This window comes from Paraglaciecola chathamensis S18K6 (assembly GCA_000314955.1).
In the GTDB taxonomy this organism is placed as follows: domain Bacteria; phylum Pseudomonadota; class Gammaproteobacteria; order Enterobacterales; family Alteromonadaceae; genus Paraglaciecola; species Paraglaciecola chathamensis.
In genome coordinates this window covers 25564-38305 of sequence record BAEM01000016.1, presented here as the reverse complement: position 1 = coordinate 38305, position 12742 = coordinate 25564, and the positions used below count along the sequence as shown (strand labels likewise).

The 12742-nt window shown below is 47.4% G+C and carries 9 protein-coding genes; 2 read left to right on the top strand and 7 right to left on the bottom strand.

Going from position 1 to position 12742, the window contains the following annotated elements; translation table 11 throughout:
- Positions 1 to 39 precede the first annotated feature (39 nt).
- Positions 40 to 1020, top strand: a complete 981-nt coding sequence (gene ftsX, locus GCHA_RS05030; protein ID WP_007985768.1) for a permease-like cell division protein FtsX — start codon at positions 40 to 42, stop codon at positions 1018 to 1020.
- 78 nt (positions 1021 to 1098) lie between these two features.
- On the opposite strand, the gene GCHA_RS05025 is transcribed toward ftsX, so the two are convergent.
- Entirely contained in the window at positions 1099 to 2340 is a 1242-nt protein-coding gene (locus GCHA_RS05025; protein ID WP_007985766.1) for an EAL and HDOD domain-containing protein, read from the bottom strand.
- Positions 2341 to 2870: 530 nt separating this feature from the next.
- Between GCHA_RS05025 and rpoH the strand changes: the two genes are divergently transcribed.
- Positions 2871 to 3722, top strand: coding sequence for an RNA polymerase sigma factor RpoH (rpoH, locus tag GCHA_RS05020; protein ID WP_007985764.1), 852 nt, complete (start codon positions 2871 to 2873; stop codon positions 3720 to 3722).
- A 105-nt stretch (positions 3723 to 3827) separates the two neighbouring features.
- On the opposite strand, the gene GCHA_RS05015 is transcribed toward rpoH, so the two are convergent.
- The 6 genes from GCHA_RS05015 to GCHA_RS04990 form a co-directional block, all read right to left on the bottom strand.
- Positions 3828 to 5429 carry a class I adenylate-forming enzyme family protein gene (locus GCHA_RS05015; protein ID WP_007985763.1) on the bottom strand — a complete coding sequence of 534 codons (1602 nt, stop codon included), beginning with the start codon at positions 5427 to 5429 and terminating at the stop codon, positions 3828 to 3830.
- Positions 5430 to 5460: 31 nt separating this feature from the next.
- Positions 5461 to 6333, bottom strand: a complete 873-nt coding sequence (locus GCHA_RS05010) for an SDR family oxidoreductase (protein ID WP_007985761.1) — start codon at positions 6331 to 6333, stop codon at positions 5461 to 5463.
- On the bottom strand, positions 6330 to 8144 hold the full coding sequence (locus GCHA_RS05005) for an acyclic terpene utilization AtuA family protein (protein WP_007985759.1): 1815 nt from the start codon (positions 8142 to 8144) through the stop codon (positions 6330 to 6332). The genes GCHA_RS05010 and GCHA_RS05005 overlap by 4 nt, the downstream gene beginning before the upstream one ends.
- Positions 8145 to 8156: 12 nt before the next feature.
- Positions 8157 to 10193, bottom strand: a complete 2037-nt coding sequence (locus GCHA_RS05000) for an acetyl/propionyl/methylcrotonyl-CoA carboxylase subunit alpha (RefSeq protein ID WP_007985757.1) — start codon at positions 10191 to 10193, stop codon at positions 8157 to 8159.
- The gene (locus GCHA_RS04995) at positions 10194 to 11006 is read right to left on the bottom strand and encodes an enoyl-CoA hydratase/isomerase family protein (RefSeq protein ID WP_007985756.1); all 813 of its coding nucleotides are present in this window, start codon (positions 11004 to 11006) and stop codon (positions 10194 to 10196) included. It lies immediately after the preceding gene.
- An 83-nt stretch (positions 11007 to 11089) separates the two neighbouring features.
- Positions 11090 to 12703: an acyl-CoA carboxylase subunit beta gene (locus tag GCHA_RS04990; protein ID WP_007985754.1), complete on the bottom strand. Its 1614-nt coding sequence runs from the start codon at positions 12701 to 12703 to the stop codon at positions 11090 to 11092.
- Between the last annotated feature and the right edge of the window lie 39 nt (positions 12704 to 12742).

The following is a 12742-nucleotide window of genomic DNA, read 5'->3' as shown; positions in this document are numbered from 1 at the left end:
AGCATTAACTGGCCGCACACACATAAGTGAGTTTGAAGAATGAGTTTATTATTTAAAGGGCGCTCTAGAGGCGCTCAACTAAGTCAAATTTCTATTCTTCAACGCATTCAAATGTTTTTTCTCAGCCATCTTCGCCAAGCGTTAGGTAGCTTAGGTGAAATGTGGCGAGCAGGGGCCGCTTCATTGATGACCATAGGCGTACTCGGATTAAGTATTACCTTACCCAGCACCCTATATATTCTGGTCAAAAATGCTGAGCAGATAAATGCCGGTTGGGATCAGGCTTCCGAAATATCGCTATTTTTAAAAGCTGAAACGTCCAAACAACATATTGACCAATTACTGACGCGCATTAATTCTTGGCCAGAGGTTAGTAAAGTCACTTACATACCCGCAGATGACGCTCTAAACGAATTTAAGACACTTTCAGGCTTTGGTGATGCGATTGCGTATCTTGACAAGAACCCGTTACCTCCCGTGGTTTTAGTGGCCCCTACCGAAAAGCATGCTGGCCCTGCCGCCGCGCGTTTGCTACTCGATAAACTGCGTAGCGAGCGAGAAGTCGATATCGGCAAGCTGGATTTAGAATGGTTACAACGTCTAGACGCTATTCTCACGGTGGCCAAAGAGTTGGTCACTATGATCGCATTGTTGCTATTTTTAGCCGTGGTGTTGATTATAGGTAACACCATTAGACTAAATATTTTAAGCAAAAAAGATGAAATTTTAGTGATGAAACTCGTGGGTGCCACTGACGCCTTTATTCAACGCCCCTTCATGTACACAGGCTTTTGGTACGGCTTATTAGGTGGATTGTTGGCCTGGTTTACTGTGATTTGCTTACTATGGTGGATGAGCTCAAGTGTTGAAGCTGTTAGTGCGCTTTATCAAAAGCAATTTACCCTTACAGGCGTTGATTTCAGCACCCTACTTATTATGCTTTCTACATCTGTTGTATTGGGGCTTGTTGGCTCAATGATTTCCGTGAAGCGCCATGTGAGCGCAATTGAGCCTAAGTAATATTTGCCTGAGGTAAATCTCAGGCGACAGGATGTAAGTCGCTGCAAAAGCAATTGGTAAACTACTAGAAACGAGTGGCTATACTTTTGATTCAGGAAAGTGTGGCGATACAGATTGACGCAAGCCGTTACCCCACACAATCGCCTGATTAAACATACTGTGCAGGCGCTTTTGGTCTATTTTCAGCAAGCCAGCAATGCGGATAACCTTGAGCCAATTAGCACTTTCAAATGCCTTCGCCAGCACTAAATAAATAGACAAATCATTTTGCCCACCACTTAATGCAAACTTTACGTCATCATCAATTGGCAATTGATTGAGCAAGGTATCCATATGTTGATCTAATATTGCATCCAACAATGAAAATAACCCCACTAAAAAGCCTACTGGTGGGTTATCACCTTTCTTCGATTCACGCGCCACCAAGTCACAAAACTTAGCCCGTACAAGAGATAAGTGTAATAACTCTATCGGTTTGTCATCATTAAGGTTCGCTAAAGCCAACAAGGCGACAAACTTCTTGAGCTCCACTTCGCCCATATAAGTTATAGCATGGCGTAATGACGTAATCTTGTAACGCTTGTTAACCATAGGGTTATTCACAAAGCGCAACAACATATAAGATAAGCCAACATCGTGCTCTATCACAGAGTTAACGCGCTCTATGTCAAACGTTTCGCTTGAGCTCACACCCATTAACTCGACTAAGGTTAGCTTTGAGGTGGGTAAATTCTGTTGTTTTATCGCCTCTGGTTTAGCGAAAAAATAACCTTGGAAATAATCAAAGCCCATGTCTCGATAAATTTCGAAATCTTGCTGGGTATCTATCTGCTCAGCAACCAATTTTACATTGGAATCTAGTAACCTAGGCATCCCCTTAGCTATACCGTCATAGTCACTTTGCATGATGTTCACCTTAACTATGTCGACGTAAGGTAAAAAATCATCCCATTTAGGATCGAGTTTATGATCATCTAACGCAATGGTAAAACCGGTATTTTTGACTTGCCGGCACACATCTAACAAAGCGTCGTGAGGTAATACGGTATCGGATAGTTCGACAACCACATTTGACGGGTCAAGAACGTCAGGTAAGCCATTGACTAATGTTTCTTTTTGGAAGTTGATAAACGACTTTTTATTGCAAGAAATGTCATCCAATCCTAGCGTAAGATAATGCTTAGCGATGAGCTTTTCGGTACGTTCATCGCGAGTGGCATCGGGAAAACAATTGTTTTTACCGTCTCGGAAAAGCAATTCGTAGGCAAATACATCACGTTTACGATCTAAAATAGGCTGACGAGCAATAAAGGCGAACATTTACATCCCTATGAAAACATTTTATTAAGACTATTTAGTCCAAAAGATATAACGCTTGGGGAGCGCTGCAAATTAATTTTAGTACCTTCGATGTACTTTCGTCGTTTTTTTGAACAAAGTCAGACTAACAGACTATTTTAAACCTTGTAAATACGACAAAGGATTGTTTTTACTTCAATAAAACAAAAAAAGATCAATATAGTCTATCAAATGTGATGAAAGACCAGCATATGTAATAGAATATTAATATTGCGAAGATAGTTCTTGCGTACAATGGTAACTGTTATTATGGTTGCATCATTCGTTGTTCATGAAGTATGAGCAACCCCCAAAAGTAGCGCAGTAAAACTTTTCAATTGATCTGGATCACAGAGATCTGTTTTTTGTATAATATATTACTGAAACATCAGTCGCTACATGAAATTTTTTCGCCTTTGAGTGGTCTATTACAACAAGCGTAAACTCAAAGCAGTTCTGGGATGGCAAAGTCATTGCATGGTTCCTAGAACACAATGTTACACGAGGTGATTATGACTACAGATATGCGTGCATTAACGTTAACCGTTCCACAGACCGGTAGCATCGAAACTTATGTTCAAGCTGTTAGCAGCATTGATATGTTGTCCGCTGAAGAAGAGAAAGGTCTAGCAGAACGTTTACAACAGGAAGACGATTTATTAGCTGCAAGAAAGCTGATTATGTCTCATCTACGTTTTGTTGTGCATATTGCTAAATCTTATTCTGGCTACGGCTTACCTCAAGCGGATTTAATCCAAGAAGGTAACATTGGACTAATGAAAGCAGTGAGACGTTTCGACCCTACAGTAGGCGTTCGATTAGTGTCTTTTGCTGTACATTGGATAAAAGCAGAAATTCACGAATTTGTACTTCGTAACTGGCGTATAGTGAAAGTTGCGACCACCAAAGCGCAGCGTAAGTTATTCTTTAATCTACGTAAAAACAAAAAGCGTTTAGGTTGGTTTACCCATGCAGAAGTACAAAAGGTTGCAAGCGATCTTGGGGTAAGCGAGAAAGAAGTGCTACAGATGGAAGCTCGCATGAGTAGCCATGACCAAGCGTTTGACTTGTCTGCCGATGACGACGAAAGTGGCAGCTTCGCGCCAGTACAGTTTTTAGAAGATAAAAGCCCTGACGTTGAAACAGAAGTAGTAAATGCCGATTGGGATGCGACCGCATCACAAAAGCTTTACTCTGCGATAAAAACCCTTGATGAGCGTAGCCAACATATTATTCAGACGCGTTGGTTAAGTGACGATAAAACCACATTGCAAGATCTTGCAGATAAGTACCAAGTATCTGCAGAGCGTGTTCGTCAAATCGAAAAGAACGCTATGAAAAAGTTACAGAGTGCGATGTCATAATCCACTCATTGATACCAAAAAAGCGCGTTTATTAACGCGCTTTTTTATTGCCTGTGAAATATTAAAACGCTTGGATTAAGTCCTTTTTAAATTTTTGCTGAGTGATTAATTATTGACTGGAATGGGTATAAACAAGTCTTTATATTGCGCTCTTAGCTCTACCTTTCTGATTTTTCCTGTGCCTGTTACGGGTAATGTTTCGCAGATGAAAATAGCTTTAGGGACTTCGAACTTCCCTAGCTGCGCTTTACAGTGGTCCTCGATACTGGGAATGTCTGGTTCGCTCAAAGTACTGCTTATAATACAGGCACATACAGCTTCCCCCCAATGAGGGTGACTCACGCCAAAAGCAGCGGCTCGTTCAACACCGTCAAATAGCTCAAGCACCTGTTCTACTTTTTGTGATGAAACATTTTCGCCACCCGATTTTATCGTGTCTTTGATCCGGTCAATAAACAGCAGTTGGCCTTGGTTATCGATTAAGCCGATATCTCCCGTGTGATGCCAGCCGAATTTACCCGCTTCCGCTGTGGCTTGCTCATTTTTATAGTAGCCACTCATAACTTGTGGCCCGCGCCATACGATCTCTCCCGCTTCGCCGTTGGGAAGCTCGTTGCCTTGCTTATCAATAATCGCTTGCTCACCAGTACAAACGGGCTCCCCCCAATAATTACCTTCGCTGAATTCGGTTGGGGTTTTATCTCGATACATACAGGCAACGGGGGCGAACTCGGTTTGGCCGCTGCCCAAATGCATCACGCACCCAAAGGTTTTACGTACTTTTTCTAGGCTTCTACTATTCATAGCAGCCATGGAATACACCCCTAATTTGAAGTGTTTAAAGTCGCGCTGTTCAACATTCGGCGTAGCGAGCAGTGCATGCCACATCATGGGCATGAACACGGCGGTTTCGATTTTTTCCTGCTCAAGACTATCCACAATAATGTTAGGGTCAAATGCGGCGTGCAGCACAGTGCAGCCCCCGCGCATCATCACTGGGTGCAGCACAGATAATGCCGCACAATGGAACAGCGGCAGCACCAACAACATGCGATTATATCGATTTAGCTCAAGCTCAATGGCACCGGTTAACGCCGCTATGGTCAGCGCCAGATGGGATGACTCAACCGCTTTAGGTCGTGAAGTGGTGCCCGAAGTGTAGATCATGTGGGCCGTGTCTCTGTCCTCAATAATACGGTCATTAATCTCTTGCTCACTTTGATTATCGAGCAGCGCTTCTAAGCTGTAATCAGTTTTGCCCTTGGTATTGCCCATTTGCACCGTCAGCTTGATGTGTGGATTACCTTCGGTGCTGGCGTGCACTAGCTCGGCAAACATCGCTTCGTAAACAACGGCTGAGGTTTCGCTGTGTTCAAGGTTGTAGCGCACATCGTCTACGCCTTGCATAAAATTAATCGGTACGGCAATTACACCGAGTTTGTAGCAGGCAAAATACACGGTAAGCATGTCGCGCTGATTGGTTGAGAATAACGCCAGTTTGTCCCCTTGTTTAACGCCCTTTGCGATTAAGCCGTGGGCCAACTGATTCACCCGTTTGTTTAATTCGTTATAGCTGGTTGCACGGCGCTCACCGGCTGGAAAATCTACAATGGCAGGCTGCTCGCCGCTGTCTCTGCTGCGCTTACGTAGCAGGTCACCTAGGGCAACGCGCTCTATCAGGTTTCTATTCAATGCGTGGTTATTCATCTTCATATCCTCGTTGATATTGTGCTGGGCGTTAGCGCAAAACCTTGGGCGGCGCTGAGCGATGAAAGCCGTCCCATGTTGTGCCGTTAACGGGTGCTGTTTGGCCAAGTGGCGCAAGTGCAGGGGCAGAGCCCATACTTGCAGCGCCGTCTACCCATATAGATTGGCCGCTGATGAAGTTGGCGCCTGGGCTCATTAAAAAGCAAATCACCGAAGAGATTTCTGCTTCGCTAGCAATACGCCCCAGGGGTACTGCATGTTTTAGATTTTTTATGGCGGCTTGCATCTCTTGAGGGTAGGTATCAAGGCCAGAAGACGCCACCCAGCCAGGGGCCACCGTATTCACTCGCACGCCATATCGCCCCCATTCCCACGCGGCCGTTTTGGTGAGGTTTTCGACCCCAGCCCGCGCTGCACCCGAGTGGCCCATACCCGGCATACCGTTTTTATTATCCGCGGTGATATTCACTATGCTGCCGCCATGGGCTCTGAAGTGTTGTTTGAACAATTCTCTGGCCATTAAAAAGCCGCCCACAAGATTGGTTTGCACCACGCTTTCAAAGCCTTTTTTACTGATGGCCTCTAATGGCGCGCGAAATTGCCCACCTGCGATATTCAGTAAGCCATGTAAGTGTTCATGGGCTTGTAAAATGGCGCTTACGGTGGTGATGACCTGCTCTTCATCGCGGATATCTAAAGCAAAATAGTCTGCACTTCCGCCATCTTCGATGATCTCATTACTGGTGCGCTGCAATTTCTCTAGATTACGGCCAAGCAGAACAACGTTTGCCCCTAAACTTGCCAGTTCATGGGCGGCGCAGCGCCCTATGCCACTGCCGCCACCCGTGATGACATATGTTTGATCAGCAAAACAATTCGCCCTCAAGCACGATTGATAGCTCATGCTTTTTCTACCCAGCTTTTCGGCACCGTAATCGGCATCGATAACAACATTTGTGCTGCGGCCTTGCCTTGTGTGTCTGTTCTGAGTGACGCCGTACCACCACCGCCTAATGCTTGGGTCATCAAGAAGTTAAACCCGTTTATGCCTGGTAGGTTATAGCGCAAAACGTGACCTTCAAGTTGATGAGCAAAGTAGGTAGCGACGACCTGTTCAGTCACTTGTCGGTAAAGTACAGGTAAGTATTTAGCTTCTCGCGCAATAAGCCCAATATTGACGTTATCGCCTTTATCACCGCTGCGAGCATAAGCCAGTGTTACCAGCGGTACGCTAGTCAGCGACTCACTGCTTGCAGCATCAGAGCTTGTAGCGTCAGCTTTAATCGCATCTGGCGAAAATTGCGCAGCCTCTGCAAAGTGAGATGACTCTGGGGTAAGGTAGCATTGTGTGAAGAGCACGGTTTTGTTTAATTGCACCGTAACGGGTACGTGAGATTTTTCAATCAGCGCCGAATGTACGCGAATCAATGGTTGCGGTTTGGGTCGCCCAGCACCAAAACCACTCATGCCCGGTGCAGCTGAAGTGGCTAAATAGGCGATTTCACTGGCGGCAAAGTGCAACGCCAACTTGCTATCGTGATGCAAACCAACCTTAGCAATCACCTCTCGCGTCTCTTGGGCTTTCGCGTGTGGACCATAGGTATCTTCAGCACCGATAATCTCGACACTCGTGCGCCGATATCCTCCTAATCCTTTATCTGCGAAGGCTCGCTCTGTACGTCGAATAAAGGCGTTTGTGTTTACTCTGGCTTTTTCCGCTGCCCGCTCGCCGCCCATAAAGAAAGAGCTTAACAACTTGTAGCCATCGACGTAGGTGGCGCACACTTTATATTGATTACCCGGCGCTCGCCCCTTCGCCCCTGAAACGCTGACCCGATCTTTGCCCATTTGGGTCAGGGTGATATTGCTAAAGTCACAGGCGACATCTGGCAATAAATAATTCGCTGGGTCGCCTATTTCATACAAAACCTGTTCGCCGATCGTGGCCTCAGTCACCATGCCACCTGTGTTTGGTACTATACCTACCTCGAACGCGCCGTTGGCACTCACTTGAGCAATAGGGTAGCTCATGGTGGAAAAGTCAGGCACCAAATGCCAATCAGTAAAATTACCACCGGTGCACTGGGCACCACACTCTAAAATATGCCCGGCCAATGCACCTTGAGCCAGTTTGTCGTATTCGTTTTCTTGCCAGTTAAATTCGTGCATTAGTGGCCCTAACACTAAGGCGCTATCCACTACGCGACCTGTTACCACCAGGTCTGCCCCAGCAGCTAGGGCGTCAGCGATGGGGCGCGATCCTAAATAGGCATTGATGCTACTCAAACGCTCGGGTAAAGGCTGTCCAGTTTGCATTTCTGCAAGGTCATCGCTATCTAGATTCTGGCGATTGGTGGATAAATCATCACCGTACACCCCAGCGATATTCAAATTAATATCAAGCTCACTACACAATTGCTCAAGCGCCGTGATGCAGCTTGGTACGTTCATGCCGCCCGCATTTGCTATCACTTTTATGCCCTTTTGGGCGCAATCGGCCAATACATCTCGCATGGCCACAGTGACAAAATCTACGGCATAGCCATAATCACTGTTTTTGGCTTTGGCTTGAGACAAAATCGCCATAGTGACTTCGGCTAAATAATCAAACACCAAGTAGTCAATATTGCCATCGTCCACCAGCTGGCGAGCTGATAGTTGACTGTCGCCATAAAAGGCCGATGCACCGCCAATTCTTACTGTTTTGTTGCTCATAAACGTCCTTGGTTACGCATCGCTGTGCGTATCGTCGTTGCTACTGATAGTGACCAATAGCTGTTTGGATTTCACCTGCTGGCCTATTGCTGCGCGCACCTCAGTGACTCGCCCTGTGCTCAGCGCCTTTAACTGATGTTCCATTTTCATGGCCTCCATGACGACCATAAGTTGCCCGGCTTCAACGGCATCCCCCTCTTTTGCCAATACGTCAACTATCACTCCGTCCATGACGGCATTGATTTCGCCACTCGCGTTTTGTTCACTCACGCTTGCCGGTAACTGGGTGATATCGTCTATTTGGTAATGGCCGCTGCCATCGTCTAAAAAGAGAGTTTTGTCTTGCAGCGCATAGCTAAAACCTTGGCGGATCCCCTCTTCAACCACTACGGCTTGATTAGCCCCATGACTTACTAGGGTAAGTTCGGTCTCTTGTGCTTCACTTTTGACTAAATAACCATCCTCGTGTTTTTGTATTTGCACTGCGTGAGTCTGCTCATTGATTTTCAGGGTAAAGTGATACACCTGAGGCGCTGCACTGCTCCAAGAGGGCTGGCCAAATGAAGGGTGCTGAAAGTAAATCATGGCGGCTCTGGCAAGTGTGCCTATAGCGGGGGCTGTATTTTGGGTACTGGCATGCTCAGTAAAATGTTGTTCGATAAAGGCCGTTGTCGCCTCGGCGTTTATAAAAGCGGGGTGGCGCAGTACATTGAGTAAAAAGCGTCTGTTGGTGTTCACACCCACTAGTTGAATGTCTTCAATGGCACTGGCGAGTCGCCTTGCGGCGGTTGCTCGGTCTGGCCCAAAGGCGATGACTTTAGCCAACATAGGGTCGTAATGGGCACTGACGGTATCGCCGCAATGAATACCGTGATCAACGCGAATGCCTTCACGTTCAGGGTACTGCCATACAAGAATATTGCCCGTTTGCGGCATAAAATTTTGACGAGGATCTTCCGCGTACAACCGCACCTCAATGGCGTGTCCGTTGAGTGAAACGTCCTCTTGGGTCAGTTGTAGCATTTCACCCGCAGCTACCCGCAGTTGCCACTCAACCAAGTCCAGACCTGTGATAAGTTCAGTGACCGGATGCTCTACTTGTAAGCGGGTATTCATTTCTAAAAAGTAGAAATTTTTGTCACTATCAACCAAGAACTCAACCGTGCCTGCACCTCGATAACCGCACGCTTTGGCTGCACTCACAGCAGCTTGCCCCATACGTTCCCGCAGCCCTTCATCCACAAAGGGCGATGGTGCTTCTTCAACCACTTTTTGATGACGACGCTGTATCGAACAGTCACGCTCACCTAAATAAACGGTATTGCCCTGACTATCAGCAAATATTTGGATTTCGATATGACGGGGAGCCAAAACAGCGCGTTCAAGAATGAGTTCACCGCTGCCGAACGCACTAAGTGCTTCAGAGCGTGCAGTTTTGATTTGCGCGGCCAGTTCACCTTGCTCAGTGACCAAACGCATACCGCGCCCACCGCCACCGGCTGAGGCTTTAACCATGATGGGAAAGCCCACATCTGCCGCCTTTTCAATCAGCACTTGGTCGCTTTGTTCTGCACCTTGATAACCGGGGATACACGGCACGCCTGCGTCTAACATGGCCACCTTAGACAAGCGCTTGCTGCCCATCAATTCAATGGCCGAGGCATCAGGGCCAATAAACTGAATCCCCGCTGCAGCACAAGCCTGCGCAAACGCTGGGTTTTCGGATAAAAAACCATAGCCTGGGTGAATAGCATCGGCTTGGGTTTTGTGCGCTGCAGCAATAATATTGTCGATCATCAGGTACGACTCGGACACGCTGGCAGGGCCAACACAAACTGCTTGGTCAGCAGCGAGTACATGCGGGGAATTTTTGTCTGCTTCGCTATAAACCGCCACGGTGCGGTAACCTAAATTACGCGCAGTGCGGATCACCCTGAGGGCGATTTCTCCACGATTGGCAATCAGTATTTTATTAAACAAGCCACGTTTTAATAACTCACGCTTTTGCGTTTCCTTGATTTGTTTATCAGTCATTTGCTCAGTACTCATTTATACACACCAACTTGGTTTGCGTTTTTGCATAAAGGCTTGAGTGCCCTCTTTACCTTCGTCAGACGATAAGGCTTGGGCAAATACATCCGCCGCTTCATCCAACAGGGTTTCCAGCTCGACTGTTCCTACCTTCAGCATCAGTGCTTTGGTATTGGCATTGGCCTTTGGCGCACCGCGCTGTACTTGTTTGAGTACCTCATTGAGCTGAGCTTGCAGTGCTTCTTGTGACTCGCAAACAAAGTGCACAATACCCAAGGCTTGGCTCTGATTTGCACCAACACGTTCCCCGAGTAACGCTAGACGCCGTGCTTGGGTTAAGCCGATACGCGTCACCACAAAAGGGGCGATTTGTGCCGGTACCACACCAAGCCCCGTTTCAGGCATCGCAAACACCGCACTTTGATGGGCGATAGCAATGTCTGAAACGCACGCCAAACCAAAACCACCGCCCAATACCGCCCCCTCAAGTAAGGTAATAACCACTTGGGGCGCCTGATTCACTTGGGCGACCATGCGCCCGAAGCTGCGATTGAAATTCCAAATAGCTTGTTGCTTATCTTGTTCACTGCCCGCGTCGCTGTGCATATCTGAAATATCGCCGCCAGCGCAAAAGTTGCCTTCACTGCCACAAATGACCACTGCACGCACCGAGCTGTCATCTGCTATATCGCTAAATACCGCCATGACTTCTTTAACTAGGGCTAAATTCATCGCGTTTTTCTTGTGAGGGCGATTAAAGGTGATGGTCAACACCCCTTGAGTAAGGCTGATTAAAATTTCCCGATACTGCTGTTGGCTTACATTCGACATTTACTTATCTCTATTTGGTTATCTCTATTCCGTTAATCGTGACTAGCCCAAATAAGGGCAGTGCATATTTCGTATTTTTATCGCTAGAATCGAGGTACACCAAACTGGCTGGTATTGACCTTACGCGCTTGGCCTTCACTGCAAATATCTAGCACGAAAGCCAGTATTTCTCGGGTGTCTCTTGGGTCAATAATGCCGTCATCCCATAAGCGAGCGGAATTAGCCAAGGCGCCAGACTTTGCCTGCATCACTTCTACCGTGCGCTTTTCAAGTGCGTCCAATTTGCCTGTATCAATCGCATTAGCTCGGGCCATTTTGGCGCTGGCTACCGTTCTGAGTACACTGCCTGCTTGCGCTGGCCCCATCACGGCCACAACCGATCGTGGCCAAGCAAACATAAAGTGAGGTTCGATACCACGCCCTGCCATAGCGTAGTTGCCGGCGCCGTATGAGCCGCCCAGCACAAGGCTGATTTTAGGCACGCTAGTGTTAGTGACCGCTTGAATGAGCTTGGCGCCGTGCTTGATAATGCCGGCACGTTCTGACTCTGTGCCGACCAAAAAACCTGTGGTGTTGTGCAGGAAAACAATCGGCGTGCCCGACTGTTCACATAGCTGTATAAATTGCGCTGCTTTGGCTGCGCCGTGAGCAGTGATAGGTGCATTGTTACCAATAACGCCGCAGACCATGCCGTGCAATCTCATGTGCCCGCATACGGTTCCCATGTCGTACTCAGTTTTAAAGTCGAGAAAGTCTGAGCCATCGGCAACGCGTGCGATGACTTCGCGCACGTCGTAAGGCGTTTTTGCTTCTTTTGGCACTATGCCCAATAGTTGTTCTTTGTCGTACAAAGGCCCCTTGTACTGACTTACTGCATGAGAATGAGCACTGTCATTCCAGTCCAAGCTAGCGGTTATCTCACGCACAATCCGAATACCGTCTGCGTCATTTTCAGCTTGATAGTCGGCAACACCAGAAATTTCGCTGTGCATTTGTGCTCCGCCAATTTCTTCGTCGGTGGCGATTTCCCCCGTTGCCGCTTTTAGCAGTGGCGGCCCCGCCAGATACACAGTGGATTGCCCTTTGATCATGACCACATAATCTGACAGCCCAGGTTGGTAAGCACCGCCCGCTGTTGCACTCCCATGTACAAGAGTAATTTGTGGGATACCCGCCGCAGACAGCTTGGCCTGCAGAGCAAAACCCGCGCCTGAGAACCCAAACCAATCCCCCAATGAGGTTAAGTCGCCGCCGCCACTTTGGGCTAAGGCAATCACCGGTAACTTGTTTTGCAAAGCCATTTGATACATGCGCAGGCGTTTTTGACTACCAAGCTGAGTAATACTGCCACCTTTGGTTAAGTAGTCATCAATCATGACCATGCAGCGCACACCTGAAACATAGCCTATGCCAGCGATCACTCCACCACCTGCGGCAGAACCATCTGTATCGCCTTCTTGCATATAGCCACATAAGGTCGACAGTTCTAAAAACGGTCCTCCCGGGTCAAGCAAACGCGACAATCTTTCCCTGGGTGGGAGAAGGCCGCGCTTGATATAACGCGGGGCTTTTTCCTCTGCTAATTGGATAACTCGGGTTTCAATATCTCTAAATTCCGATACCGCACTGTGCATCAGCTCTGCGTTTTGTTTAAAAGAATCGCTTTGCTCATCAAGCTGGCTGTTAAATAGGGTCATGTGTTCCATCCATATTAAAAGCGTGGGTGAAAAAGACGT

Bases quoted from the DNA above. Each gene is read 5' to 3' on its own strand.
- GCHA_RS05010 (WP_007985761.1), bottom strand. From the start codon at position 6,333: ATGAGCTATCAATCGTGCTTGAGGGCGAATTGTTTTGCTGATCAAACA.
- GCHA_RS05005 (WP_007985759.1), bottom strand. From the start codon at position 8,144: ATGAGCAACAAAACAGTAAGAATTGGCGGTGCATCGGCCTTTTATGGC.
- GCHA_RS05025 (WP_007985766.1), bottom strand. From the start codon at position 2,340: ATGTTCGCCTTTATTGCTCGTCAGCCTATTTTAGATCGTAAACGTGAT.
- GCHA_RS05000 (WP_007985757.1), bottom strand. From the start codon at position 10,193: ATGAGTACTGAGCAAATGACTGATAAACAAATCAAGGAAACGCAAAAG.
- GCHA_RS05015 (WP_007985763.1), bottom strand. From the start codon at position 5,429: ATGAATAACCACGCATTGAATAGAAACCTGATAGAGCGCGTTGCCCTA.
- GCHA_RS04995 (WP_007985756.1), bottom strand. From the start codon at position 11,006: ATGTCGAATGTAAGCCAACAGCAGTATCGGGAAATTTTAATCAGCCTT.
- rpoH (WP_007985764.1), top strand. From the start codon at position 2,871: ATGACTACAGATATGCGTGCATTAACGTTAACCGTTCCACAGACCGGT.
- ftsX (WP_007985768.1), top strand. From the start codon at position 40: ATGAGTTTATTATTTAAAGGGCGCTCTAGAGGCGCTCAACTAAGTCAA.
- GCHA_RS04990 (WP_007985754.1), bottom strand. From the start codon at position 12,703: ATGACCCTATTTAACAGCCAGCTTGATGAGCAAAGCGATTCTTTTAAA.